Source organism: Ruegeria sp. AG1 (assembly GCF_056541705.1).
This window is the reverse complement of the sequence record NZ_JBQFYU010000017.1, coordinates 23222-47320: the sequence shown is the minus strand read 5'-3', so window position 1 is coordinate 47320 and position 24099 is coordinate 23222. Positions and strand designations below refer to the sequence as shown.

General features: G+C 54.3%; 27 protein-coding genes and 1 tRNA gene. 11 read left to right on the top strand and 17 right to left on the bottom strand.

Going from position 1 to position 24099, the window contains the following annotated elements:
• Positions 1 to 682 precede the first annotated feature (682 nt).
• Positions 683 to 1378, top strand: coding sequence for an SOS response-associated peptidase (locus tag ACR0B5_RS21300; RefSeq protein WP_480543239.1), 696 nt, complete (start codon positions 683 to 685; stop codon positions 1376 to 1378).
• A complete protein-coding gene (locus ACR0B5_RS21295; RefSeq protein WP_480543237.1) occupies positions 1362 to 1901 on the top strand; it encodes a GNAT family N-acetyltransferase in 540 nt (179 codons plus the stop codon). Before ACR0B5_RS21300 ends, ACR0B5_RS21295 begins: the two co-directional genes overlap by 17 nt.
• A gap of 34 nt (positions 1902 to 1935) precedes the next feature.
• On the opposite strand, the gene ACR0B5_RS21290 is transcribed toward ACR0B5_RS21295, so the two are convergent.
• From ACR0B5_RS21290 to radC, 4 genes are all read right to left on the bottom strand, one after another.
• On the bottom strand, positions 1936 to 2157 hold the full coding sequence (locus tag ACR0B5_RS21290) for a hypothetical protein (protein WP_480543235.1): 222 nt from the start codon (positions 2155 to 2157) through the stop codon (positions 1936 to 1938).
• 2 nt (positions 2158 to 2159) lie between these two features.
• Positions 2160 to 2306: a hypothetical protein gene (locus tag ACR0B5_RS21285; protein ID WP_480543233.1), complete on the bottom strand. Its 147-nt coding sequence runs from the start codon at positions 2304 to 2306 to the stop codon at positions 2160 to 2162.
• A 330-nt stretch (positions 2307 to 2636) separates the two neighbouring features.
• The gene (locus ACR0B5_RS21280; RefSeq protein WP_480543231.1) at positions 2637 to 3032 is read right to left on the bottom strand and encodes a thermonuclease family protein; all 396 of its coding nucleotides are present in this window, start codon (positions 3030 to 3032) and stop codon (positions 2637 to 2639) included.
• Between the two features lie 44 nt (positions 3033 to 3076).
• The gene (radC, locus tag ACR0B5_RS21275; RefSeq protein WP_480543304.1) at positions 3077 to 4006 is read right to left on the bottom strand and encodes a RadC family protein; all 930 of its coding nucleotides are present in this window, start codon (positions 4004 to 4006) and stop codon (positions 3077 to 3079) included.
• A gap of 289 nt (positions 4007 to 4295) precedes the next feature.
• Here radC and ACR0B5_RS21270 point away from each other — a divergent pair, with 289 nt between their 5' ends.
• From ACR0B5_RS21270 to ACR0B5_RS21250, 5 genes are all read left to right on the top strand, one after another.
• Positions 4296 to 4763, top strand: coding sequence for a type VI secretion system amidase effector protein Tae4 (locus tag ACR0B5_RS21270; protein WP_480543229.1), 468 nt, complete (start codon positions 4296 to 4298; stop codon positions 4761 to 4763).
• Positions 4760 to 5281, top strand: a complete 522-nt coding sequence (locus ACR0B5_RS21265) for a hypothetical protein (protein ID WP_480543227.1) — start codon at positions 4760 to 4762, stop codon at positions 5279 to 5281. Before ACR0B5_RS21270 ends, ACR0B5_RS21265 begins: the two co-directional genes overlap by 4 nt.
• A gap of 171 nt (positions 5282 to 5452) precedes the next feature.
• On the top strand, positions 5453 to 5662 hold the full coding sequence (locus ACR0B5_RS21260; protein WP_480543225.1) for a hypothetical protein: 210 nt from the start codon (positions 5453 to 5455) through the stop codon (positions 5660 to 5662).
• Between the two features lie 282 nt (positions 5663 to 5944).
• A complete protein-coding gene (locus ACR0B5_RS21255) occupies positions 5945 to 6280 on the top strand; it encodes a hypothetical protein (protein WP_480543223.1) in 336 nt (111 codons plus the stop codon).
• Positions 6281 to 6973: 693 nt separating this feature from the next.
• Positions 6974 to 8224, top strand: a complete 1251-nt coding sequence (locus ACR0B5_RS21250; protein ID WP_480543221.1) for a Hint domain-containing protein — start codon at positions 6974 to 6976, stop codon at positions 8222 to 8224.
• Between the two features lie 832 nt (positions 8225 to 9056).
• Here the strand turns inward: ACR0B5_RS21250 and ACR0B5_RS21245 are convergent.
• From ACR0B5_RS21245 to ACR0B5_RS21230, 4 genes are all read right to left on the bottom strand, one after another.
• On the bottom strand, positions 9057 to 10757 hold the full coding sequence (locus tag ACR0B5_RS21245) for a patatin-like phospholipase family protein (protein ID WP_480543219.1): 1701 nt from the start codon (positions 10755 to 10757) through the stop codon (positions 9057 to 9059).
• Between the two features lie 440 nt (positions 10758 to 11197).
• Positions 11198 to 11274, bottom strand: a tRNA-Arg gene (locus tag ACR0B5_RS21240).
• A 21-nt stretch (positions 11275 to 11295) separates the two neighbouring features.
• Positions 11296 to 11772, bottom strand: coding sequence for a GNAT family N-acetyltransferase (locus ACR0B5_RS21235; RefSeq protein ID WP_480543217.1), 477 nt, complete (start codon positions 11770 to 11772; stop codon positions 11296 to 11298).
• On the bottom strand, positions 11773 to 12084 hold the full coding sequence (locus ACR0B5_RS21230; protein WP_480543215.1) for an ETC complex I subunit: 312 nt from the start codon (positions 12082 to 12084) through the stop codon (positions 11773 to 11775).
• A gap of 154 nt (positions 12085 to 12238) precedes the next feature.
• On the opposite strand from ACR0B5_RS21230, the gene uvrB reads away from it, so the two are divergent.
• Complete coding sequence (gene uvrB, locus ACR0B5_RS21225) at positions 12239 to 14425, top strand: excinuclease ABC subunit UvrB (protein WP_480543213.1); 2187 nt, start codon at positions 12239 to 12241, stop codon at positions 14423 to 14425.
• 69 nt (positions 14426 to 14494) lie between these two features.
• Here the strand turns inward: uvrB and ACR0B5_RS21220 are convergent, their stop codons facing one another.
• Positions 14495 to 14935, bottom strand: coding sequence for a hypothetical protein (locus tag ACR0B5_RS21220; protein ID WP_170468730.1), 441 nt, complete (start codon positions 14933 to 14935; stop codon positions 14495 to 14497).
• 232 nt (positions 14936 to 15167) lie between these two features.
• On the opposite strand from ACR0B5_RS21220, the gene ACR0B5_RS21215 reads away from it, so the two are divergent.
• Both ACR0B5_RS21215 and ACR0B5_RS21210 read left to right on the top strand, forming a co-directional pair.
• Positions 15168 to 15869, top strand: a complete 702-nt coding sequence (locus ACR0B5_RS21215; protein ID WP_480543211.1) for an ORF6N domain-containing protein — start codon at positions 15168 to 15170, stop codon at positions 15867 to 15869.
• 47 nt (positions 15870 to 15916) lie between these two features.
• A complete protein-coding gene (locus ACR0B5_RS21210) occupies positions 15917 to 16345 on the top strand; it encodes a hypothetical protein (protein WP_480543209.1) in 429 nt (142 codons plus the stop codon).
• 44 nt (positions 16346 to 16389) lie between these two features.
• Here the strand turns inward: ACR0B5_RS21210 and ACR0B5_RS21205 are convergent, their stop codons facing one another.
• Positions 16390 to 16680 (bottom strand): hypothetical protein, encoded by a 291-nt coding sequence (locus ACR0B5_RS21205; RefSeq protein WP_170468737.1) that lies wholly within the window; start codon positions 16678 to 16680, stop codon positions 16390 to 16392.
• 143 nt (positions 16681 to 16823) lie between these two features.
• On the bottom strand, positions 16824 to 17246 hold the full coding sequence (locus ACR0B5_RS21200; RefSeq protein ID WP_480543207.1) for an excalibur calcium-binding domain-containing protein: 423 nt from the start codon (positions 17244 to 17246) through the stop codon (positions 16824 to 16826).
• A gap of 106 nt (positions 17247 to 17352) precedes the next feature.
• On the opposite strand from ACR0B5_RS21200, the gene ACR0B5_RS21195 reads away from it, so the two are divergent.
• Positions 17353 to 17835: a HugZ family pyridoxamine 5'-phosphate oxidase gene (locus tag ACR0B5_RS21195; RefSeq protein ID WP_480543205.1), complete on the top strand. Its 483-nt coding sequence runs from the start codon at positions 17353 to 17355 to the stop codon at positions 17833 to 17835.
• Between the two features lie 21 nt (positions 17836 to 17856).
• Here ACR0B5_RS21195 and ACR0B5_RS21190 read toward each other — a convergent pair whose 3' ends face one another.
• The 6 genes from ACR0B5_RS21190 to phhA all read right to left on the bottom strand — a co-directional run bounded on the left by ACR0B5_RS21190 (position 17857) and on the right by phhA (position 24017).
• Positions 17857 to 18177 carry an antibiotic biosynthesis monooxygenase family protein gene (locus ACR0B5_RS21190; protein ID WP_170378809.1) on the bottom strand — a complete coding sequence of 107 codons (321 nt, stop codon included), beginning with the start codon at positions 18175 to 18177 and terminating at the stop codon, positions 17857 to 17859.
• 111 nt (positions 18178 to 18288) lie between these two features.
• On the bottom strand, positions 18289 to 20574 hold the full coding sequence (locus tag ACR0B5_RS21185) for a glycosyl hydrolase family 28-related protein (RefSeq protein ID WP_480543203.1): 2286 nt from the start codon (positions 20572 to 20574) through the stop codon (positions 18289 to 18291).
• Positions 20575 to 20709: 135 nt separating this feature from the next.
• Complete coding sequence (locus ACR0B5_RS21180) at positions 20710 to 21111, bottom strand: DUF4864 domain-containing protein (protein ID WP_170767227.1); 402 nt, start codon at positions 21109 to 21111, stop codon at positions 20710 to 20712.
• Between the two features lie 48 nt (positions 21112 to 21159).
• Complete coding sequence (locus ACR0B5_RS21175; protein ID WP_480543201.1) at positions 21160 to 22734, bottom strand: lysine--tRNA ligase; 1575 nt, start codon at positions 22732 to 22734, stop codon at positions 21160 to 21162.
• Between the two features lie 122 nt (positions 22735 to 22856).
• Complete coding sequence (locus tag ACR0B5_RS21170) at positions 22857 to 23138, bottom strand: 4a-hydroxytetrahydrobiopterin dehydratase (protein WP_480543199.1); 282 nt, start codon at positions 23136 to 23138, stop codon at positions 22857 to 22859.
• A gap of 78 nt (positions 23139 to 23216) precedes the next feature.
• Positions 23217 to 24017: a phenylalanine 4-monooxygenase gene (gene phhA, locus ACR0B5_RS21165; RefSeq protein ID WP_480543197.1), complete on the bottom strand. Its 801-nt coding sequence runs from the start codon at positions 24015 to 24017 to the stop codon at positions 23217 to 23219.
• Between the last annotated feature and the right edge of the window lie 82 nt (positions 24018 to 24099).

The following is a 24099-nucleotide window of genomic DNA, read 5'->3' as shown; positions in this document are numbered from 1 at the left end:
AGAAGTATTGGTGTCTCGCAGACACAAGCCGCTGTTCGAATTGCAAGATACGATATTTGGACTGTATGGTCCCCCGTTTTGTGAGTGCCAGTCTGAAGTCACAGTAATTCGGGAACCTGCTGCGATATCCTGAGCGAAAGCCGGGATTACTGAAGTCAAAATTGCCGCTACTATCCCCGCAAACAGTTTTCTCAAAGAATTACCCTCCATAATAAATACTAGTTAACTTGCCAGATGGCGGACGCGTGTCAAGCGAACCGAGAATACAGCTTATTCTCAGATAACTCTGGGCTCAAAGCAGGCATTCGACCAGCTAATAGGCGGAACACTAGTTTTTCACCGAATCCACCTCCGGCCACCCCGGCAACCTATCAGGTGCCGCTACATCGTGCCGCTCAAGCCATTCCTTGATACCCGCCCAATGATCCTGTGTTCCCGCAGTGTAACGTCTGGCGTGTAGCTCGCTTATTTGGCGTCTAAGCGAAGGCCACCACTGCAATTTGAGCTTCAGTCGGTGCGTCTTCGCCCAAGCACGCAAAGCTGCTTCCCAGTCGGTTAAGGCTCGAGCCTCAAGCTCTTTGTGTAGGTCAAACGGAATTCGGTTGGGCCAATCAGACATGGGAAACATTTAGCGAACATCTAAACCTTGTCCAAACGTAAAATCGCGCCTACCGTCGTTCACATGTGCAATCTGTATTCCAATACCATTCCTGCCGATGCGATGCGCCTATTGTTTGACGTGGCCGTAGAGCGCGACCGGCTCGGGAATGCGGAACCATTGCCAGCCATCTACCCGAAGCACTTAGCTCCTGTGGTCAGGAAAGGCGACGAAGGCCAGCGAGAGCTGGTCCCGCTGAGCTGGGGTTTTCGTACGACAAAGAAGTCAAAGAAAACCGGCGCAATTATTCAACCCGGTGCTTGGAACAACGCACGTGATGACAAGGTGCGCTCAAACGGTTTGTGGAAGCAGAGCTTTGAAGGGAGGCGTTGCCTTGTTCCGGCCAGTTCATTCTGTGAGGCCCAAGGAAGAAACCCAGCCACTTATCACTGGTTTGCCCTGAAGGGCGATGACGACCGCCCGCCATTCGCATTTGCGGGTATGTGGCAAACATCGCGGTACCTGGGCAAGGAAGGGCCCGAAGAAGTTGCAACCTACACCGTCATCACCACGTCGGCCAATGAACTGGTAAAGCCCATACACCCGCAGAGAATGCCCGTCATCCTCAAGCCGGAGGACTATGAGCAATGGATGGACGGCAACGCGGATGATGCGTTTGAACTGTTGGAACCCTACAATTCAGACGAGATGCAAATTGTTCGGTTTGGCGAGGGTGAGAAGTCGGACCCAGTGGGAATAGACGATGGAATTTACGACTGATTACGTAGACAAAGCCGACGCCATCATTGCGATGTTCTTCGACACCTTTGCCGCATCGGAAGGACCCGAGGCTGGAACACTGATTAAGGCGTTAGTGGCCGATATGCTGACTTCGCTTGCATCTGACGACCTGCACGTGTTCACGGCAATAGAGAACGGAGAGGTCTTAGCCAGTATCATTTTCACACGAATGACCTATGCCGATGATAATCGGACGGTGTTCATTCTTGCGCCCGTGGCGGTGGCAACCGCTCAACAGGGTAAAGGACTAGGGCAGCGATTGATTAAACATGCCCTGCAAGCACTAAAGGATCGTGGGTTGGATGTTGCCCTGACCTACGGCGACATCAACTTCTATTCAAAAGTGGGCTTCGCTCACATCACGGAAGCCGATGCGCAACCGCCCTTGCCTTTACGGTATCCAGAAGGATGGTTGGGCCAGACCCTAAAATCCGGGTCATTCCTCCCGCTTAGAGGTCCTTCGAGATGCGTTGGCCCGCTCGACGATCCAAACCATTGGTGACGCAACATAGGGCGCATGAGGGCATCTCCGTTACTTAACCATGATCCTCAACGTCTTCGCCTTGATCCACAACATCGAAGAACAGCCAGAGAACAATCATCGATCCGAAAGGTGACCAGCAAAGCGAGATTATCCACCACGGCCAAGGGCTATGGCCACGGTCTCTAGCCATATCTCCAACAATTGAAAATACTACCCATATGAGCGCTATTGCGGCAAGGATTCCGAGCAGCGCAACTACGCCTTCCACGCTCATCACTATTGCTCCAGTCTTGTCAAAAGCGCCCGCTCGATTTCTAGATTCTGCTCTAGCACCGCTTTGCGTTCATCATCCTCGCATCCGGCCAATTCTTCTTCAATCTTGGCCATGTAGCGCTCATAGGATTCGCGGATCGCTGATTTCATGTCTCAGCTTCAGCTACTATAGGCAAAGGAAAAGGTGCGTGGTTGTTGAGTTGTTGTAGTCTATTGTCGAGCTGGCGTATTCGGGCGTTTTCCCGACCTTCCCGCAAACTCTAATTGCCTCAGACTGAACTGCTGGAAGTGACGGGTCACCTTCAACCAAAAAAGTCGATTGCTGTATTTCAACACTATTGCCGTTGAATCCTGTGACAAATGGGGCGGGTTCTGTGCAGGCGGTGGCAAGCAGAGGCAGGCCCAACAAAATTCGGTATTTCATTAAAATCGTCCCCAACATCTCATTCCAACAATAGAATGCATAATGGGGACTCTACTTCAATTGCAATATCTAGCTCGCTTGAGCCGTGATTTAGCTGCTGACGTCTCTAAGTGCCTGTAGCGGCCCCCTGAGTACCGCCGACAGTCTAGCGCGTGCCCTGCGGCGATAACAGCGGCTCCGATGTCCTGTCCATCCGCGTAACAAACCCCTACCCAACGGTCATGGGTGCGCTCGCCGTTCAATTCACAGGAAATCGACTTACCGCGAAGATAGTTGACCATCCAGCGCTTTGCGTCCTGGCCTGAGCGCGTTCCTCGTTCCGGCGCATCCACGCCGTTCAGCCTAACAGGGGTACCGTCTACAACGATTGTGTCAGCGTCTCGGACGTGAAGGGAACCCGCAAAAGCTGGGGCAGCCAGAAACAGCGCAGTGGTGAATATCAAGTATTTCATAAGTCGATAAAGTTTCCGTCCTCAAGAGCCACGTGAGGAAATCTCTATAGAAACCCGTTGCTCTTGAAAGAGTATTCCTCCTTTTTCCCGACAATAACATGGTCATGTATCAAAATGCCCAATGTGTCACAGGCGTCCTGAATGCGCTCAGTCATTTCGATATCCGCCTTGCTGGGCGTTGGGTCACCTGATGGGTGGTTGTGGACCAAGATTAGAGAACTGGCGTTTAGCTCCAAAGCACGTTTGACAACTTCACGCGGATAGACTGGCACATGGTCAACAGTGCCTCGTGCTTGCTCTTCGTCAGCAATCAAGGCGTTCTTACGATCCAGGTACAAAACACGGAATTGCTCGACCTCGCGGTGCGCCATTGCTGTACGGCAGTAGGTCACTAGTGCTTCCCATGATGACACTACGTCTCGCTTCATAACCTGAGCCTGCGCCATTCTGTGCCCAAAGGCCTCGACCACGCGGAGATGATAGTAGACCCAATCGGTTGCACCTTCGACCTGCATTACACGATGCTTGGACGCAGCAATGACGCCGTTCAAATCACCAAATTCAGCCAGGAGGCGCTTTGCGAGTGGCTTTACGTCAATTCGTTGAATCGCATTGAACAGTAGTAGCTCCAGCAGCTCGTACTCGGGCATTGGCTCGTGACCGCCCTTGAGGAAGCGAGTTCTCAGTCGCTCTCGGTGCCCCCAATAGTGGGGCCGTTTGGCCCCGTCATCTCCTTTGACCAATCCGCCGCCAGCAGCATTCTTGGGCGATAGTCGGTCTCGGTTGACATATGCGGGTGCGTAGGCTGGTTCCAAGGCAGCGTCAGGCGGTGGAGTTCGCGCCTCCAGATCCTTGAGGCCTTGCAGCGCATCTTCGGAAAAACCGCTCTGCCCATCGTATTTGACTAGCTTGCCGAACTTCTTCTTGTCCCCAGCAATGACCTGTTTGAGGTGGTCAAGCATTTGGCTTTTCATCACTGCACCCGTTCTTATCGCTTTCCAAGTGAGATTGCTCAATGGTTGGTTAACGACTGGTAAACTGAGTTCGGGCGCGCCTTGGCGCTCAATCTTGAGCAGCCTCATCTGACTGGCCCAAGTTGATTGCTAGTGCATCATAGGCATGTGATCCATCAAGACGATGGTTTCAGGCGATAGCCCAGTGCACTGTGGGGTCGTTTTGTGCTATCATTTCTTCATTCTATTCTAGGTAGTTTTACACCGGATAAGACCTGCCCAACGGTGCCAAAGCGAATGAGGTTTCAAAATGTCTAAATTTGATGATTTATGGAATAACCATCCTGCCAATCAGTCGCCCCCTGTGATCGAACCCTGCAAGACCGATGGTTCTCCGAATTTTACAAACCAGTGCTGTATCCGACTGGGAGTGGCAATTACGAAATCTGGAATAAAGATTTCACGCTACCCGGGCGTCTTTTGTTGGCATGGCCACGGCAAAAAACACCCCTTGCGTGTTGAAGAGATGAAGCTTTGGCTCAATTCAGACCGTGCTAAATTTGTAGGTAAAGCTAAGATATCAAGAAGCAGTCCGGGCATACCGCAAAAGACGTTTGTCGACTACCTGGGAAAACGTGGCATTGTCGCATTTATCAACTTTTGGGGTGAAGGTAATCAAGGGGATCATATTGATCTTTGGAACGGTGAAAGTGTTGCTCATGGCAGCCGGGACTATTTCGAGCGTTCAGAGCAAATCTGGTACTGGAAAATGACTTGAAACAGTTTCCCAATGCACTCACATCGGCGGTATTAGTCGCTGCTTTCTACGCAATGCCAGCGTTTGCCCAGGAGCTTGTGGTAGAATTGGCGACGGTAGAATCGAATGAGTCTGGCACAAAGTGCGTCTTCAAGTATCGAACCAATGGAGAAAAGCAACAGACTTTAGAGCTTGAACTTACTCCCCCCTGCATGTTTGCCCGACCCACAACTGATCCTTCGTCTGCCACAACAGAAAGCGATGAGTTTAATGGTCCCACAAAAGCGGCAGCTTGGCGATTTGGGAATGGTGACCTCGTTATACCTGTTATCGGCGACCGAATTCCCGACAAATGGCATAGTCAAGAATTGTATCAACTACGACAAAGCCAAGGACTTAGATGTGGCGCAAGTCTGCAGGGCGTATTGGTCAATGCACAAGGAATTCGCCTTTCTCCAAAACGCGAGCATGTCGGCCTGTTTTGCGAAGAATTGGGTGTAAGCGCAAAGGATGCTTGGTTGCTTGCAGCCCCAGGATAAACCTCGACTTCAGATAGCTGGCCAAGTTCGTTCGCGAATGACACCTGAAACTGCCAGGTTACGCAGGTCTGGTACCATATTGTGATTAGTTAATCAGTTCGCAAATAACTCCTTAACTCTGCACACCATCTTGCTTCCATTGCCATACCGACTGCATCGGGAGTTAAAGACATGACACAAGTCGAAACTCGCCCTGATAGAGGGTTTTGGGGACTGTTCTTTGCGACGTCAGAAGAAAGAATGGCGCGGCGTCAAAACAAGTTGCAAGCCCAAAAAAAGCAGAAAGAAATCAACCGGCAAGTAGCAAAAGACCTACGAGATTCAGGCTACTTCGATGAACACATGCCGGACGGATATTTCTATCGACACTACTACTTTTGAACTCTGAACTGCTGTTCGTCTGAAAAAAGGGCGCCCCCATCCTTAGGCGCGCCCCAGTCCAACAGGGAGGAGAAAAACTCACGTTCTCAAATACACCAACGCTAGTTCTTCAATAACGTAAGACTGCACTATTCCGTTGGAAACATCAGTGAAGCGGATCACATGCGCCAATGGTGGCCGACTCCGGCATGTTTGACAGAAGCTTGCTCATGGCGGACGATAGTCGTTTCGCCGCATATATTTCGCGCGGCATTGATTTCAGCATTTTTTATTGGAGCTGTTATGAGCGTTTTTTATGGAATTTTGTTTTCTATGTTCACCGCTGCAGTGGTCATTGCAGGAGACCTATTCATCAAGGTTGCAGCGGATGGAGCTAGGGCGATTACGTCTCCGCCCATGCTTGTGGGCATCCTTCTCTATGCCTGCTCTGCAATTCTTTGGTATTTTGCCATGCGTCATGTGACGCTTGGACAAGCCGCAGTAGCTTATTCCATGCTATCATTGATAATTCTATGCGGCGCTGGCTGGGCTTTCTTCGACGAGTATGTTGGGCTTCGCGAGCTGGCAGGCATTGGCTGTGCCTGTTTGGCTATGGTTTTGATGATGCGGGTTGCGTAAAGCCAATCGCAATATCGCTGCAAAGGTTAAGACCGCCATTGAGACCAATGATTGAAGTGTATCAGGCTACCCGCATCAGTTCACCATCAGAGCGAAGTTGCCAACTGGGGCGGAAACCGAGCTATCCAGGAAAGTGAACGGGCACGGAGACTGGATGTTCTACGGCCATGCTGGGCCAGATGGGCAGACTATCCTGAATTGGTGGCTGATTGACCTGAAGGCCTTCAGAGCGGCGCTGATCCGGCATCGGACGTCAGGGGCGTTTTTGCATATGGGAGACAAGCGCAATCCAGATGGCACCTGTTTCAAGTGGTTTGACATAAGGTCGTTTCCGAAGGAGCCGCCGTTGGTGGTGGCTAGAGGGTAGAAGCAGAGGCCGCCCCTTGATACCGGCGTTTTCTTTCTTTTGTTTGCGGCGGCTCTGAGCCCTTAGTGACGAATGAAGCAAGCTAAAGCCAAACTCCAAGCAGACAGTTATGGAAATCCGTACGTAAGAAACCGACCGCAGAAACTCAAAGAACCTAGAGTTCAGCCAACACCTTGTTTTCCAGTTTTGAAACGAACTGTCAGCACGTCATTGCCAATCGCTATTGCGTCGTTTTGCTCTAGGTTGGGTTAGCTCAGCATGCCTGCTAGTATTTTAATTCAAGCGATAGTGTATCGACTTTATCAATTTAAAAAGTGGATCGAAAAGTGCCTGTTTTTATTACTTTGACAGATGCTGACATCAACGACCCCTCATTTTGGGCGTCGTTGGACATAGGCCTGAACAGCACAATCGACGCCTCGGGGCTTAGCAACGCGTTCCAGGTTACAATGACTGAGAACTCGATAACTTTCACCAACACCAACACTGGTGCCGTCACTACCTACACCGATTCCGATATTGCAGCAGGGTCGTTCAGCCAGTTCGTTGAATATACCGGGAACAATAACGATGACAACGTAAGTGGTTCCGTTGGTCTAAACGCGGGAGGGTACATTGGCGGACGTGGAGACGATACTCTCGTCGACACAGGCAACCTTGGTGGAAGCATCAGGGGTGGACGCGGAAATGACACGCTACAAGGTGGCTCAGGAAGCAACAATATCTTCGGTAACCAGGGCAACGACATCCTACGCGGTGGCTCGGGAAACAACAATCTCAGTGGCGGCGGGGGACGTGACACACTTTTCGCGGAAGACGGCAGTGGAAATCTAGATGGCGGAGGTGGGCGTGACGTCATTTACGCCGGGTTGAACACAAGTTTCGTCGATGGCGGCAACGGAAACGACACACTTATTCTGCCTGCCGGATCAACGTTTACACCGTTTTCGCCCGGCTCAACAGGCGGAACTGCCACTCTTTCGAACGGTCGAAACTTCACCTACCTGAACATTGAGAATGTGGAAGTCGCGTGCTTCACAGAGGGGACACTTGTAAGAACTCCAAGTGGTAATCGTTTAATTGAAAACCTGAAGGTTGGTGATTTGGTCGAAACACTTGACCATGGGCCGCAGCCGATCAGATGGATAGGGAAACGTGCCGTCAGCGGTTATGGAAAAAATGCGCCAATTCGATTTGCGTCAGGTGCAATCGGAAATCGACGAGAGCTCCGCGTGTCGCCTCAACACCGCGTCCTTGTTTCAGGTTGGCGGTGTCAGTTGTATTTCCATTCGCTCGAAATGCTCTGTGCGGCAAAGCATTTATGCAATGGTGACACGGTCTGCCGTGAGCCTTGTGATACGGTAAGATATGTCCACATAATGTTCGACAAACACGAAATCGTATACTGCGATAATGCTCGGCTCGAAAGCTTCTATGCTGGAGAACATATACTGAATGCAGACCTCGAAACTTATCAGGAATTGATTGAGATTTTTCCGGAGCTAGCCGAAGGAACATACGTCCAAAGCCCTGCACGCCCTTTCGTCCGCCGCGCTGAAGCCGAACTACTTAACTAGTGGTCAGAACTGGTTTTCGAACTCTGTCCCCTCTGTCTGAGCCCATGACACAAGCCAATTGAATTACGCTGAGTATGCTGTTCAACGTTCAGTTCGATACAGAAAAATTTGAAGAATCCGCTTTTTTATCGCTCTTGCCACTCGGAGCAATTGCGCGGCTTACTGTCCCGATTTGGACGAAGTGAACGAATGGTATAGTGAACAAAGCTGAGGCCCTAGCTTGCAGCCGGTCTAGAAATGGGCCGGTTGTTTCATGTCAGGACCGTTTTCTAACGGTTTTTAACGGGCGAAACCTGACCAGCAGGCAGGTATGCACGGGACCTGGATCACCCGAGCTCTACAGTATCAAGGAACGGCGAATTGCTGGAATAGAGAGAATAGCAGCCGTCCAACCCAGACTTCGCAAAGGGTATCCAAATTGTGGAGGGGGGGGCATAGCCCTCGCACCCTTTCTTGCCTGCAGGAAGGACATGGGCTTTCTGCCGCTTTCTGCCGTTTGTCGGTGTGGTCTCCGAGGCAAAGCGAGGAAAATGGTACGCTCAAGTATGACGGAGTTGTCAGGCGCGGAGAGTCGACAGCAGATTTTAGTCGCCTGACTGCCCTTCGAATGTGCAGCGCGTTGTGAACCGCGAATTGGAAGCATTCACCGCGAGGTAGGCAAAAAGGAGGGTTGACGGACGGTATGAGTGTTAGCTGCAGTCGCGCCGACGGCTGCGGTCTGTGCTAGGACCAAAAAGTCGCAATGGAAAGCTGCTATGCTTCCAGGCAACGCGGAGTCCGCTTACTTCACACCAAAACTGTTTCGTCTATCTTAACGCTCATGCGAAAAACCTTATTTTGTTAGCCTTATCCGGGCACCTTGGCCACTGTTAATGCCAGAAGCATGCCACCCATGCAAGGGCTTGTCATGGTCACACAATACAGCCAACTCAGTGGGCAGGTACTCGAAACTGTTGAATGATTTGAGGTCGACAGACTTCGGGTCCTTTTTTACAGAAACACCCGCCTCCATTGGGTCTCCACAAATCATCAGGTAAACATTTTCCAAGTAGCCGGTTACAGATCCTCCGAGTTGCAAACCAAGTGTATCATAGTCCTCGTCTGGATCAGGCAAGTCTTTGAACAGACAGGGAGCAGTCTGTTCATACCATACGAACAATCCATCAGCATCATTATCTGCAATGTCTTCTCCCGCCTCACACAGTGGCTCCTCGAGAGTCAAAACCCACTGATAGATTTGCCTCTGTGAGCCAAACACGGAAGTTTCCTTAAGAAAGGTTGCTATTTCATAGTTGACGTCAGTGAAGTTTCCAGCCTTGCTTTTTCGCCTGACCTGAAGCAAAGGAGGCGTACTCCACTGGCCGTCGAGCGATGAAATACCAATCGGATACTCCTGAAGCCTAAAGTTTTCTTGTCTCGGGATCAGGTGGGCTCGAATAAGCGAGTCCGGACTATCGCTGCCGTCTGACAAACCTCGACCCCAACAGCGTGGCTTGGCAATCATAGCAGAGTAGGAAACCTTAAAAGATTTGTCCTTTATTCTGTACAGAAGTGACTTCCAGTTTTGTGCCAGTAACTGAGACTGAGTAGGGGTCGACGGAATTTCACGCTTCGAACTCTCCTCAGCTTCGGATAGAGCGTCAAACCGCGCTTTCATCCATGCCAAACATCGGTTTCGCGTGTCCCGATAGGGGTCGGTCAAACGAAATGTCGATGGTATATCCAAGAAATCGAGCGATGACACATTCGAGTTTACAGTAAGAATATTATCAGCGCCTATAGCTCGCTTGGCGCGCTCAACGCTGTTGTTGATTGAGATATCAAATAAGTGAAGCAAAAAATCCTTAGCGTTGTCAGGCGGCCAACTTTTTTCACTTGATCTCAACGAGACAGCCAAAACTTGGCCGAAATCTTCAGCACCCGAACTCAACACTTCAACGGGCAAATTTTCACACAATCCCCCGTCCACATGTGCGTTTCGCCAGTCCTTAACGTTTTCAAACGAAGAAAACAAAAGTGGAATGTTGCACGAGGCGCAAAGAGCATCCAAAAGCAGGATGTCGCCAGTATCATCCTGAGAAGAAAAGTAGACTGCTTTCTCCTCTGACAAAGAGGCGGCGCTTATAAAAAGAGGCGTTGCAGCATCACAAACACGCGTTTCTTTTGAAACACCCAGTCCGGTCAACAATGCGAATAGGAAATCCTTCAACAAGTTTTCGGGAACTAAGGCGTTCCCCTGGTAAATCTGCCAAAGTTTTTCGCCACTTGCCAACCATCCATTCTTGCTCAGTTTTCCAATTTCTTCAGAGTTCCCAATCAAGTCCAACGCAGGCTCAAGCATAGAGGAGTCTATTTCGTTCACCCGTATGTCAAACGCCACTAAAGAAGCTGCAATTGCACCCGCAGAAGTTCCGGAAACTCGTGTTACTTCAGTCAAGTTTTGTTCTTTACATGCTTGCAAAGCTTCTACTGCGGCAGCAAGCGCCGTTAGCTTTGCGCCGCCGCCCTGAAATACAAACTGCGTCTTTGCCAATTTCTTTTCTCCAAATAACTCGAATAATTGGAGCAATGAACCCAGTCGTCAAGTTTTAATGACTGTCACGCGGGTAGGCAGTTCCTAGGATCAACAGTGTTTATGGTTTGTTGTTTGATACCCCAGCGCCCCCGCATGAGCCGCTACGACAACGCTTGATGACCGTTTTGAAGCAATGAGGCGAGCATTGCAAAGTCGGCTTTCTGCGCAATACTACCAGCCGGGAAGTCAGAGCTGCTAACGCTTTGAACGGCAGCTCGGTGGCAACACCCATCAAAGAGCAACGCCGCTAGATAACAAAAAACGCTACTCGCCCCACGTAGAACCCCGCAAGGCGTGGCTGAGGGTCAAATTCTAGTACGCTGTCCCCTATTTGTCCCCCGAAATGAAATTTCCAACGTAAACAGAGGCGTGAATCGCATGTAACAATTTGTTTTTATTGGCGATCCCTGAAGGACTCGAACCCTCAACCTGCTGATTAGAAGTCAGCTGCTCTATCCAGTTGAGCTAAGGGACCGCTGCGCCCTTCTTGCTGGTTTTAAGGGCGGGGTTCAAGGGCCAAGCGCATGAAGGCGCTGTTTGGATCATCTTCATACCCGTAGATCGGGTCGCAATAAGAATAACCCAGTGCCTCGTAGAGCTTACGGGCAGCATCATAATCCGGCAGATGCGACGCACCCGTTTCAAGCACAAGCGCCTTTGTGCCCTCATTGGCTGCCAGATCGGCAAGGTATGCCATCATCACCCGCGCGAAACCGCGCCCGCGTGCGGCTTCGACAACGTGAACTGATTTCACTTCGGCCGTACCATCGGGCAGCGTCTTTAACGCGCCGCAGCCCAGTGCACGACCCTCTTCGAAAAGACCCCAGAACCGGATGCCGTCACCCGACAAGGCGTCGGGTCCCATGGTATGATTGCTTTCCGCCGGGCCAGCTTGCTCGCTATGGGCAAAATGCGCCTCGATCACAGGGCGCAAGGCATCCGACATGGGGTCGGCCAGTCGAATTTCGATCATTTAGTGCGTCCAGGGGCTGCGACGGTCAGTTGCGAAATTCTCGCCATACCCGCGCGGACGCAGGTTGGGCTTGCGCTTGTGCGGTTCGCTGACCTGTACGTCGATACCATTGTCCTTGGCGTAATCCAGCGCCTCCTCCCTAGTATCAAATTTCAGGCGCACCTGAGTCTGGGTGTCATCGGATGAGGTCCAGCCCATCAGCGGATCAACTTCACGCGAGGACGCAGGCGCGTATTCCAAAACCCACTTGCGGGTCTTGGCCATGCCCGAGGTCATCGCATTCCGCGAAGGCTGGTATATCCGTGCGCGCATCTTGCCTCTCCGTACTCACTTGGCTGGCTTTGTTTATGCGTCACAGCATCCATTCGGACAAGTCCGCAATTGTCGCAATTGCGTGCAATGGAAATGCCCCCTTGAACCGGAACAAAAACAGATCAAAATCAGGCGCGAAAGGAATCCCCCCTCTATGGCCTATGCTCATTCCGACAAGACCCAGCTAACCTCAGAAGACGTCCGCGCCCGCCTCAAGCTTGAGGGCGGCAAGGCGTTCGTGATGCACACCGATTTTGCACCTGCCGGGGACCAGCCCACAGCCATAAAAGAGTTGGCAGGCGGCGTTCTGGACGGCGAGCGCGATCAAGTTCTGCTGGGCGCGACCGGAACGGGCAAGACCTTCACCATGGCCAAGGTGATCGAGGAAACCCAGCGCCCTGCCATAATCCTTGCGCCTAACAAGACGCTGGCCGCACAGCTATACGGCGAGTTCAAAGGCTTCTTCCCCGAAAACTCGGTCGAATATTTCGTGTCTTACTACGATTACTACCAGCCCGAGGCCTATGTGCCGCGCAGCGACACCTACATAGAAAAAGAATCCCAGATCAACGAACAGATCGACCGGATGCGCCACTCAGCCACCCGCGCGCTTTTGGAACGTGACGACGTGATCATCGTCGCCTCGGTCTCGTGCATCTACGGTATCGGTTCGGTCGAGACCTATGGGGCGATGACGCAGGATCTGAAGGTGGGTCATGAGTATGACCAGAGGCAGGTGATGGCTGATCTGGTCGCCCAGCAATACCGCCGCAACGATCAGGCGTTTCAGCGCGGGTCCTTCCGGGTGCGGGGTGACTCGCTGGAGATCTGGCCCGCCCACCTCGAGGACCGCGCTTGGAAGCTGTCTTTCTTCGGCGAGGAACTGGAACAGATCACCGAATTCGACCCGCTGACCGGCGAACGCGCCGCCACGATGGAGCAGGTGCGGGTCTACGCAAACTCGCACTACGTGACGCCGAAACCGACGATGCAGCAAGCGATCATCGGGATCAAAAAGGAACTGCGCATCCGGCTGGACCAACTGGTAGGCGAAGGCAAACTGCTGGAAGCGCAGCGTCTGGAGCAACGCACCAATTTCGATCTGGAAATGCTTGAGGCCACCGGTGTCTGCAACGGGATTGAAAACTACTCGCGCTATCTGACCGGTCGTGCACCAGGTGAACCGCCCCCGACCCTGTTCGAATTCATCCCCGACAACGCCATTGTCTTTGCTGACGAATCCCACGTCTCCGTCCCGCAGATCGGCGGCATGTACCGGGGCGACTATCGGCGGAAATTCACACTGGCCGAGCACGGGTTCCGCCTGCCGTCGTGCATGGACAACCGACCCCTCAAGTTCGAGGAATGGGACGCCATGCGCCCGCAATCCGTCTTCGTCTCGGCTACCCCTGCGAAATGGGAGATCGAACAGACCGGCGGCGTCTTCACCGAACAAGTGATCCGCCCCACCGGCCTGCTGGACCCCGAGGTCGAAATCCGCCCTGTGTCGATGCAGGTGGACGATCTGCTGGACGAGGTGCGCAAGGTCTCCGCCAATGGCTTCCGCACGTTGGTCACGACTCTAACCAAACGCATGGCCGAGGACTTGACCGAATACCTGCACGAACAGGGCATCAAAGTGCGCTACATGCACTCGGATATCGACACGCTGGAACGGATCGAAATCCTGCGCGACCTGCGGCTGGGGGCGTTCGACGTGCTGGTCGGCATCAACCTTCTGCGCGAAGGCCTCGACATTCCCGAATGCGGGCTGGTCGCCATTTTGGATGCGGACAAAGAGGGTTTCCTGCGGTCCGAGACCTCTCTGGTCCAAACCATCGGCCGTGCCGCGCGGAATGCCGATGGCCGCGTGATCATGTATGCCGACAAGATCACCGGCTCGATGGAGCGCGCGCTGAACGAGACCAACCGCCGCCGCGCCAAGCAGATCGCTTATAACGAGGAACACGGCATCACGCCCGAGACGGTGAAGAAGAATGTCGAGGACGTTCTGGCCGGTCTCTACGAAGGCGACGTCGACATGAACCGCGTCACCGCAACCATCGACAAACCGATGCACGGCGCCAACCTCGAGGCCCATCTGGACGGCCTGCGCGAGAAGATGCGCAAAGCCGCCGAGAACCTTGAATTCGAAGAGGCCGCCAACATCCGGGACGAGATCAAACGTCTGGAAGCGGTCGACCTCGCTGTCGCCGACGACCCTATGGCGCGCCAATGGGCGGTCGAGAAGGCCTCAGAAGACGCAATGAAATCGCGCGGGCGTTCGACTGCTGGACGGCCTGGGCAGCGAGGTGGGAATGTGAAGCGGAGGAAGAGGTGAGACAGCGGCCCTCTTCACAATTTGGAACATCTTGGCACACGCAAATAGCAAAAGGACAACGTCAAAGTCTTACCAATTGACCACGGTAAAATTCACCATCACACCTTTGTCTTTTTTTTCGAATTGCCTTGGATCAGCCCAGGCCTTGATCGAAACCTTCCCTTTTGTTTTGAGTTTCGGGTCTATCACGAATTCGGTAATCGGTATTGTGACGGATGGCACACCTGCTCCTGGTGGTTTGGGCACCCACTTGGTATCAACCTTAGGGATGGGTGTAGTTCCATCAATCTTCTTATTCTTTTTTGCCAATTCTTGTTTGAGCTGGTCGACAAAAAACTTCACTACTGTCTTATCGACAGATTTGACCTCCTTCTGACATTTTTTTACAAATTCCTTTTCCAGCTTTCCCTTTTCATCCAATGGCTTGACCGCAGATCCAATCTTTCGACCGACTTTCTTGCATGCGCTTTCCATCTTCTTTTTGGCAGCATTTGGCACTAAATCTGACATTTCGTTTTCCTAAATTTCTTGAACAACGGGAATACTCTATCACAGTTCGAGTCTTGACCAAATCCAGCGCTCAAAACAGTAAGCGCAGGATGGATTTCCAAGCCATCCTTTCGAGGCGACCCAAACACATGATGGGGTAAAACCCTGCCCTACGCCCCCACACACCACCCTTGCAGCCCAACGCTCGCTCCGCCACGTTTGAAATCACAAATTGTGATTCCAAACGGTTGCCATGACGAACACCTTGCCCAGCACGCATGAGGTCCAAAGCGCCATTCACCGGGTGCGCGGCACCCGTGTGGTGCTGGCCGAAGATCTGGCGCAGTTCTACGGAAAATCCGTCAGCGCCTTCAATCAGGCCGTCTCGCGCAACAAGGACCTGTTCGAGGGCTACCGCTTTCAACTGACCGACGCCGAGGTCGTCGATTTGCAATCACGGAATGTGATTTCAAAACCCAAGGGTCGCGGTGGGCGGCGGGTCAATCCGTGGGTCTATACGGATTACGGCGTGGCCATCGCCTCGGCCCTGTTCAAGGACCCGCGCGCGATCAGGATCACCCGGATGATCACCGAGGCCTTTGTCGACGGTGCGAATGCGCTGGCCGAGACCCCGCGTAGCGTACCGGAAATCCTGCCGCCCGAGGGCGCCTCTGCCCCGTTGCTGCCCAATGGCGCGCAACTGCGTGATCTGGCCGAAAACATCCTCGATTCTGGTAAGCAAAGCCTTGTTGACTATATCGCCAGCCCCAGCACCAATCGCAAACAGGCCGTGGCAGCGATTATGAAGACATTGGCCGAAACCGCCAGCGAAGATGTCCGCACTCAGCAGGAACGCCTGCGCCTGAGCATTGCCCAGCGCCTGGCCACCGGTGACTATGCTGACGATGATGACAGAATGCGGCTGCTGGACTTGTTGAATGCGATGAAAGGCTAGCCCGTCACACACTTGCCAAAGGGCAATCTGCGGCTAGTTTCCTCGCTATGCGCTTTGTCCTTCTCTCACTGCTGCTCGGCAGCCCAGCCTATGCGTGGAACGCCACGATTGGCGATATCTGCACGTTGACACACGAAACCGAAGCAGAGGAGATCCGGCTCACCTACGATCCGGCGCAGCCGCTCTATACCCTCGAAATCACGCGCCGCGCCGAAGGCTGGACGCAAACGCCGTGGTTTGCCATGCGGTTTGAAGGCCCAAACCCGATTGAGATCGGAACGCCACGACACAAGCTGTCGGACGATGCGATGTCCTTGTTCGTCTCAGACACCGGTTTTGGCAACGTCTTGGATGGCCTTGAGTTCAACCAAACAGCCTATGCCTTCACGCAAGACCACCTGAGTGAATTCTCACTGGAAGGTGCCGCGCCAGAGGTGCGCAAGTTTCGCACCTGTGCAGCGTCGCTGCTTTCGTAGCATCGCCTGAAGTGGCGCGGATCGGCCGGTGGTCAAACGTGCGTTCAGCCTTTGTCCCAATGGGCAATAACGTCAAAGCCTGCCGGGGTTGGCGGCGCTTCCATGAATTCAGCGAAATGCCCCCAAAGCTCGGCCACCTTTGGGGCGTTTGCGTTTGAGATATCCTCGCTTTCGACCACCGAGATCACGTATCCGGTGCCGTCCTCGTTCATCACATTGGTAAAACAGTGCATGCCTGGCATGCCCATGATTTCAGATTTCAATTCGTTCATCTTCGCCGTGGCCGCCTCGCGCGTGCCGGGCTTCATTTTAAATTGAGTTACGCGTGCAAACATCTTTGTCCTCCCAAGCTGGGCAAAATTGCCCGATGGAGGCACCAAACTGGTACCAACGCCGTGCATCATAGCATGAACTGGCAGATTCCCGCAGCGTCACAGGCCAAGCGGTCGCGGAGGTAACGGCCCTCAACCCACGGGTTTTAGGGCTTGATGAACTTGGCGTTGCCCAAGGACCTTTGGTTGGCGGTTGTTTCGCGGGGCGTGGTCGTACTTGGCGAGGGGGCCGTTTGACGCTGCGCCACATCCGGTCCACAGGCCACTCCATCACCGTCGGGGTCGTTGCGCGGATGATAGCCCGCATAACCTTCGTAAAAGGTGCCGAACCCAACGGCCCTAGAGGCATCGCAGCCGGCCAGCGCGATCAGATGGACCATAGCTTCATCCCGACCATAGTCCGAAAGGCGCACGAACATGTTGAAAGAGATCAACGCGACGGTCAGCGGCAGGCACAGAACCATAAGCAGAATACGCACCGGAGAGAGTGCGCGTCGCCGGGCGGCTTCGGCCCGGCGCTGACGTTTGGTCGGCAAGGGTTCGTCCAGATTGGATTTGCGAAACATCATGCCATCGCGATACAGGGACTTTGTGGCGAAGCCGAGGCAGAACACGGCTTACCCACAAAGATCACCGCGGATAGGATTACCTTTACGCTTACCAATGCGAGGTAAAATGCCAACCAAAGACCCCTACCAACCGCTGGACGACACCGCCCGGGGCCTGATCCGCGAATTGATGGATGAGGCGACCCATGTTGCGCTCGCCGTTCTGAGCCCTGGCACCGTTGTGCCATCAGTATCGCGGATTGCTCTTGCAACAGATGCCGAGAGGAAACCGATCTCGCTGATTTCAAGCCTGTCGGAACATAGCCGGGCGCTACAGAAAAACCCGGCCTGCGCCCTTCTGATCGGGGATCCAGGCCCTAAGGGGGATCCGCTGACGCATCCTCGGCTGACCTTGCACGCGACGGCTCGTTTGGTTGCAAGGGGAACGGCGGATCATGACAACCTCCGCCAGAGGTATCTGTCATTGCGCCCGAAGGCTAAACTCTATGCAGATTTCGCCGATTTCAGCTTTGTCCGCTTTGAGATTGAAGATGGGCTGTTGAACGGCGGTTTTGGCAAAGCTTACCGCGTCGAAGCTACAGACATCTGACCCCAATGCACGGGACCTGCGTCAATTGAATGTCTCAGCCACGTCATACATGACCGGTTCGAAACTCTTGCACAGCTCATTGATCTTGCGGTTGCGGTCGCGCATTTCCGGGGTGCGTAGCATGGCCAGAAAATCCTCGCGCCGTTCCCATTGCGAATAATTGGCAATCCGGGTCTGGGCGTCGTTGACATGTAGGCCGGCCGATACAAATCCGGGCTGTTTTGAGATGAAGTCGGAATAGGCATCCGTCAGCGCCTCTAGCAGGTCCTGGCAGGTGCCGGGTGTCATCTCAAATGTGGTAATGACGGTCTGAACGCTGGCGGTTTTGGCTATGGTCGGCATCTGAGTCCTCCTTTGGCTTACCCTCAGCCTAGCACAGGATTCCCAAACGTCTTGCCTTTCCTGTCACCCAAAGCGAAGCCGCCCCGATACAGGGGCGACTGGCTGCTATCGTCACTCTTCCAGACGCATCTGTACCGATACATCGCCGCTCAGGCTTTCGGCCCAGCGCAGTTGGACGGCATCGCCGTTGCTGCCCTGTTCCACATCGGCATAGGGAAAGGAATAGCGCACCGACCCAAGCGCCGTTCTAAGCGGCCCCAGAACCGCTACCGCATCGCAACTGCGCGCCTTGGAGCCAAACGGCAACCGACCGTCCGAGTCGATGGTCCAGACCTGCGAGGCCGAGTTCTGGCTGTGTCGCACCCGCAGCGGGTTTTCCACCTTGGCGTCAATCCCGTGATAGGTGTTGTTGCTGAACGTGACATTGATGTGCTGATCCGCATCCAGATCCGCAAAGGACGTATCCACCCGGTCGGCGCGCTCTAGGTCCGTTCCGTTAGAGCGGAACTTGTTACCGGTCACCGCCAGCCCGTTCAGGAAATGCCCCGGACCGTGCGGACGGATCACGATATAGCTGAACCAGGGCGGCGCCTCGCTGGAATAGAAGATATTGTCGGTGATGCTCATGGCGCTGAAGGAATAGCCCGAGACATAGGCGGGTGTCGTGTCCCGCTCGTTCGTCCACTGCACAAAGCAATTGTCCACGTAATTCTCGGCGATGGTCGAGCTGTTATAGGTGCCGATCATAATCAGCCCTGCGGTCCGCACCCCTTGCGGAATACTGTCGCCCTGGAAGAAGTGGTTGCCAAGGATCATGTTGTTGTCGCCGCCGATAACCGCAAAATGCTTGAAGCGCACTGCCCGGTTGTGGCGGATCTTCACGTCATTCGAGGTGGTATTCAGCGCGATCGACTTGCGATCGGGCACAATGAACGACTCTTCCGAGGACAGGAACTGGCAATTGTCGATCAGCATCCCCTTACATCCCGAGCCGATCGAGGTGATGCCGCGATCCAGCGGGCGGCTGATGAAGCAATCCGACAATGAGAATGTGCTGCCCGCGGGCGCCAGACGGATGGCGCTGCAGCGACCGTTGCACTGGAATTCGATCTGTTCCATCCCGAACTTGCGCAGTACTCCGAAATTGCCGAAATCAAGCAGGTATTTGAAGGACACGAAGGTGAAGGTCTGGGTGCCTGCCGCGTCATACATCGGCGCGTTTAACGTCAACTCACCAGCGCTTTCATCTTTTCCGCGTACATAGATCTCGCGCCCGACGCCGCTGCCCTGAACCAGCGAGCCGATGGGGATATTCGCCACATTGGCCACATTGATCAGACGGGTCGAATCCGCTGGATCATAGGTCGCGACCGAGGTGAAGGTCTCGGTATCCCAGGCCGAGCTGCCTTTAACATCGAACTGACCGTTACGGATGACCCGACGTGTCGAAAACCCCGGCTTGTTGGGAACGGCGGCAAACACGTCGATTGGGGCCGTCACTTCGATCTTGCGGCCGCCCAGATCCAGCGATTCATGGTCCGAGTTGTTCAGCAGCGCCTGAAATGCCTTTTTGAAGGCCAACTCCTCATTCCCGAACGCGGAGATATAGGCGGGCAGGTCATAGTTTTTCAGCAGCAGAAGCATCTTGTCGTCAGGCATCGTGACCGTGCCCTCAAACTCGACCTCAGAGGACAGGGTGGTATTCTCGGCCAGACGATAGGTGCCTTGGGGCACAAAAATGCGCCGGCCTCCAGCGGCCTGATCCGCCGCCTCGAACGCGGCCGAGTCGTCGGCAATGCCGTCGCCCACCGCGCCATAGTCGCGCACATCGACACGGCTGACGATCTCACGCAGGAACACGCCGGTGACATCGGTGATCTCCAAATCATCGACGCGGATAACGGCCCCATTGGCGCCCTCGACATCAATGCCGAAATGACCGTAGAGCGCACTGACACCCCAAGCCATGTCCACGCCCGGACGCTGACCGGTGCCCACGATGGCGGTGATCTCGGTCACTGCGCCATAGCTTGTCAGCTGGGTGGCTGGGCCTTGCTCGATCACTCCTGTCAGATGGGTGTCGCCCGCTGCACCGGCCCAGGCGGCGATCCGCACCTCGGGCAGAGGGCCACTGATCGCCTTGACCCGCGCCTTGATCTGCAAATAGCACCCCGGCAGGATCGGGGTCTGGCCCATGTATCGCAGCCGTTGCGGGCTGTTGATCTTCAGGATCTCAAGACAGCCGCCAAAATCCGCATCCGACGGCACAAATGCCCCGGTGCCCGAGCCATCATAGGTCGGTGAGCCCGGCGTACCATCGCCTGCAGACCACACGCCCAGACCGTTTTCGAAAGCAGGTGGCATGAACACAATGCCGTCGGTGATTGCCTTGTTCATAGAAATCCCTTTCCTCGTCGCGCGGCCCAATGGCTGCACGTTCAAACGCCGTGTTCAGGTCCATCCCGAACGCGACAGTCTGAGTATCCAAAAGGAATTAACCGCCACTCATACGACCGTGACGGTGGTGTTGCATCAGGCTGCTGGGTCGGCGCGCCCAAGTAGCTGCACGCCGTTGATCTTCCAGCCATTCTCCTGCTGGATCATCTGATAGTCGAGAATGTGAACCGCGCCGTCGCCATCGGTAATCATGACCTTCTGCCAAAGCACGCCTGCGACCTCGCGCAGTTCCAGAAATCGCACATCAGAGGGACGCCAGACCATGGGATAGCCATTGCGTACCATCGCTCCGAAATTGTCCGGGTTTCCAAAGAGACGCTGAATATTGGGGCTGGCAAAGGTAAAGGCTGTGGCGAAATCATCCGCCTTGAAGGCCTGAATCTGGGCCGCGATATTGGCCTCGATCTCGGTGCTCTGGGCAAACGCACCCGAGGCCAGACCAGCACTCAGGGACAGGGCAAGCAGTAAACGACGCATGGGGCTACCTCCTGACGGAACGGTAGCCCCATGCGGGATCAGGTCAAATCAGATCAGCTCTCCGGCCAAGGCCTTGTCGATCAGCGCGATCGTTTCCGGCACGCCATAGAGGGCAATGAAGCCACCAAAACGCGGGCCTTGCGAGGCCCCCAACAACACCTCATAGAGGGCGGTGAACCAGCCACGCATGGGGTCAAACCGCTCGCGCCCAATGGAATAGACCACAGATTGCAGCGCCTCGTCTTCGGCTGGACCGTCATAGGCCTCAAGCGCGGTTTTCAGAGCCTCCAACGCCTCGCGCTCTTGCTCCGTCGGGGCGCGGTGCTTGCGCGTTGGTTTGACGAAATCGTTGAAGTAACGCACGGCAAAACCGGCCGCCAAGTCCAGATCGGGGTGGCTTTCTGCCGTCGCCTCAGGCGCGTAACGGCGGATAAAGCCCCAAAGCGACTCTTTGTCCTCGGCCCCGGAAACCGACGCCAGGTTAAGCAACATGGCAAACGGTACGATCAGGGTCGATTCCGGAACATCACCGCCATGAATATGCCAGACCGGGTTGTTCAGCTGCGCCTTCAGCTCCTGCCCCGGATAGGCCCGCAGCTGCTGATGGTATTCATCGTAGGCCTTGGGAATGACGTCGAAATGCATCCGCTTGGCCGTCTTGGGCTTTTGATACATGAAATACGACAGGCTTTCTGTCGGCGCATAGGTCAACCATTCGTCAATCGACACGCCATTGCCCGACGATTTCGAGATCTTCTGGCCGTTTTCATCAAGAAACAGCTCATACGAGAAATGCTCGGGCGCACGACCGCCCAAAGCACGGCAGATCGCGTCATAGATCTTTTCGTTAGTCGCGTGTTCCTTGCCGTACATCTCGAAATCGACGCCCAGCGCAGCCCAGCGCGCGCCAAAGTCCGGCTTCCACTGCAGCTTGACGTTGCCGCCAGTGACGGGAACGGTCCATTCCTTGCCCGTCTCATCATCAAAGGTCACGGTGTAGTTCTCGGCACATACCTTTTTCATCGGCACATACATCACCCGCCCGCTTTCGGGATGCAGAGGCAGGAAGATCGAATAAGTTTGCTGCCGTTCTTCGCGGAGACTTTTCAGCATGATCGCCATAATCTCATCGTAGCGTTCGACAGCACGCTTTAGGATCTCGTCAAATTGTCCGGACTCGTAGAATTCCTTGGCCGAATAGAACTCATACTCGAACCCAAAGGTGTCGAGGAACCGGCGTAGCATAGCGTTGTTGTGAGCCCCAAAGCTTTCGTATTCACCGAATGGATCGGGCACCGATGTCAACGGACGCTGCAGGTGCTGCTCCAGAATCTCCGGGTTCGGCACGTTGCTTGGCACTTTGCGCATGCCGTCCAGATCGTCCGAGAAACAGATCAGCTTGGTGGGGATATCCGACAGGGCCTCGAATGCGCGCTTGACCATCGTGGTCCGCGCGACCTCCCCAAAGGTACCGATATGTGGCAGGCCCGAGGGGCCATAGCCGGTCTCGAACAGCACAAACCCCTTCTCCGGAGCGTTCTTCTGATAGCGTTTGAGCAACCGGCGCGCCTCTTCGAAAGGCCAGGCCTTGGACGACATTGCGGTTTCACGCAGTTCAGACATCAGATTTGCTCCATCGGGAAAAACGGCGCCGATCGCACTTTGCAACCGACCGGCCCCTCCTATTGTGCCGTTGCAGCATGAGTCAATAAAAGCGAGGGGTTTTTCCGAGGAACAAGGCCGATTTAACCGGTCAACTGGTCCAGTTTCGCCGCCCAGATAAAGTCATTCTCGCTGAGCCCGCCGATTTCGTGGGTTGTCAGCCTGACATCCACATAGCCCCAGCCGAACGAGATATCAGGGTGGTGGCCCTGCTGATCCGCCAGCCATGCACAAAGATTGGCCAGGTAGGTCGCCTTAGCAAAACCCTTGAACGCGAAGTGGCGGCTTAGCTCGGTCGACCCGGCATTCAGTGTCCATTCCGACGACAGCTCGCCCAAATGAGCATTCGCTTCATCTGCCGTCAAGGCTGGAATGCCGCCGGAACAAGGTACACAAGTACGGTCTGACAAATTGCAGGTTTGTCCTGTTGTAGTCATTTTCGATCACTCCGCTGCTGTTGCTTTGGGTGGGAACTTGTTGGGCAACAATCCAAGCGACTGCGCCTGCTTTACATCTGCCAACAGGTCCCTGTCGGCCGCGGCGAACAGCGCCTCAGAGTCTTGCAGAACAAAGTAGCCCATCTGGTGCATGTCGATCCGGTATGGGGTGCGCAGGATCGTCAGCACGTCAAACGGGTCCCGGTCCGGAATGTCGCTTTCGACCGCATAAACAAGTTCGGTGGGCGAGGACGCCAGCCCCGAACCCAGCGCTTTGATTGCACCATCCTGCCACCGTAACCCGAACTCGACCGAAAACCAATAAAGCCGGATCAGCCAGGCATAGTCCTTTGGCCCAGCCTGCACCCCGGCCTTGCCGATGGCCTGACTGAACGCCGCAAATCTGGGATCGCTGAGCAAGGGCGTATGCCCAAAGATCTCGTGAAAGATGTCCGGCTCTTCAATATAGTCGAAATCCTCGCGTGAGCGGATGAAGGACGCTGCCGGAAACACCCTGTCGGCCAGCATCCCGAAGAAGGTTTCGAACCCAATCAGCGCTGGCACGGGCTGAACCCGCCATCCGGTCAGGTCCAACAAACGTTCCGAGATATCCTTGCAAGAGGGCACACGGGTCTTCGGCAACTCCAACCGTTTCAGGCCGTCGAGATAGTCGCGCGCCATGTATTTCTGCACGTTGTCCTGCTGCGCCGAGTAGAGATCAGCCCAAACAGCGTCCTCTTCAGCGGTATACGCGATATGACCCTTCGCATCGGCGATTTTAGCGCGGTATTTCGTTGTTTTCGGCATCTTCTCCTCCCCTTCACAGATATTCTATTCAAGGGAGGTGGTGAATTCAGTTTCTATAGATGGGAAAATCGCTTATAGTTGA

What these genes read in the sequence shown, in the direction of transcription:
- ACR0B5_RS21300 (WP_480543239.1), top strand. Translation starts at nt 683, where the DNA reads ATGTGCAATCTGTATTCCAATACCATTCCTGCCGATGCGATGCGCCTA.
- ACR0B5_RS21295 (WP_480543237.1), top strand. Translation starts at nt 1,362, where the DNA reads ATGGAATTTACGACTGATTACGTAGACAAAGCCGACGCCATCATTGCG.
- ACR0B5_RS21290 (WP_480543235.1), bottom strand. Translation starts at nt 2,157, where the DNA reads ATGAGCGTGGAAGGCGTAGTTGCGCTGCTCGGAATCCTTGCCGCAATA.
- ACR0B5_RS21285 (WP_480543233.1), bottom strand. Translation starts at nt 2,306, where the DNA reads ATGAAATCAGCGATCCGCGAATCCTATGAGCGCTACATGGCCAAGATT.
- ACR0B5_RS21280 (WP_480543231.1), bottom strand. Translation starts at nt 3,032, where the DNA reads ATGAAATACTTGATATTCACCACTGCGCTGTTTCTGGCTGCCCCAGCT.
- radC (WP_480543304.1), bottom strand. Translation starts at nt 4,006, where the DNA reads ATGAAAAGCCAAATGCTTGACCACCTCAAACAGGTCATTGCTGGGGAC.
- ACR0B5_RS21270 (WP_480543229.1), top strand. Translation starts at nt 4,296, where the DNA reads ATGTCTAAATTTGATGATTTATGGAATAACCATCCTGCCAATCAGTCG.
- ACR0B5_RS21260 (WP_480543225.1), top strand. Translation starts at nt 5,453, where the DNA reads ATGACACAAGTCGAAACTCGCCCTGATAGAGGGTTTTGGGGACTGTTC.
- ACR0B5_RS21255 (WP_480543223.1), top strand. Translation starts at nt 5,945, where the DNA reads ATGAGCGTTTTTTATGGAATTTTGTTTTCTATGTTCACCGCTGCAGTG.
- ACR0B5_RS21235 (WP_480543217.1), bottom strand. Translation starts at nt 11,772, where the DNA reads ATGATCGAAATTCGACTGGCCGACCCCATGTCGGATGCCTTGCGCCCT.
- ACR0B5_RS21230 (WP_480543215.1), bottom strand. Translation starts at nt 12,084, where the DNA reads ATGCGCGCACGGATATACCAGCCTTCGCGGAATGCGATGACCTCGGGC.
- uvrB (WP_480543213.1), top strand. Translation starts at nt 12,239, where the DNA reads ATGGCCTATGCTCATTCCGACAAGACCCAGCTAACCTCAGAAGACGTC.
- ACR0B5_RS21220 (WP_170468730.1), bottom strand. Translation starts at nt 14,935, where the DNA reads ATGTCAGATTTAGTGCCAAATGCTGCCAAAAAGAAGATGGAAAGCGCA.
- ACR0B5_RS21215 (WP_480543211.1), top strand. Translation starts at nt 15,168, where the DNA reads ATGACGAACACCTTGCCCAGCACGCATGAGGTCCAAAGCGCCATTCAC.
- ACR0B5_RS21210 (WP_480543209.1), top strand. Translation starts at nt 15,917, where the DNA reads ATGCGCTTTGTCCTTCTCTCACTGCTGCTCGGCAGCCCAGCCTATGCG.
- ACR0B5_RS21205 (WP_170468737.1), bottom strand. Translation starts at nt 16,680, where the DNA reads ATGTTTGCACGCGTAACTCAATTTAAAATGAAGCCCGGCACGCGCGAG.
- ACR0B5_RS21200 (WP_480543207.1), bottom strand. Translation starts at nt 17,246, where the DNA reads ATGATGTTTCGCAAATCCAATCTGGACGAACCCTTGCCGACCAAACGT.
- ACR0B5_RS21195 (WP_480543205.1), top strand. Translation starts at nt 17,353, where the DNA reads ATGCCAACCAAAGACCCCTACCAACCGCTGGACGACACCGCCCGGGGC.
- ACR0B5_RS21190 (WP_170378809.1), bottom strand. Translation starts at nt 18,177, where the DNA reads ATGCCGACCATAGCCAAAACCGCCAGCGTTCAGACCGTCATTACCACA.
- ACR0B5_RS21185 (WP_480543203.1), bottom strand. Translation starts at nt 20,574, where the DNA reads ATGAACAAGGCAATCACCGACGGCATTGTGTTCATGCCACCTGCTTTC.
- ACR0B5_RS21180 (WP_170767227.1), bottom strand. Translation starts at nt 21,111, where the DNA reads ATGCGTCGTTTACTGCTTGCCCTGTCCCTGAGTGCTGGTCTGGCCTCG.
- ACR0B5_RS21175 (WP_480543201.1), bottom strand. Translation starts at nt 22,734, where the DNA reads ATGTCTGAACTGCGTGAAACCGCAATGTCGTCCAAGGCCTGGCCTTTC.
- phhA (WP_480543197.1), bottom strand. Translation starts at nt 24,017, where the DNA reads ATGCCGAAAACAACGAAATACCGCGCTAAAATCGCCGATGCGAAGGGT.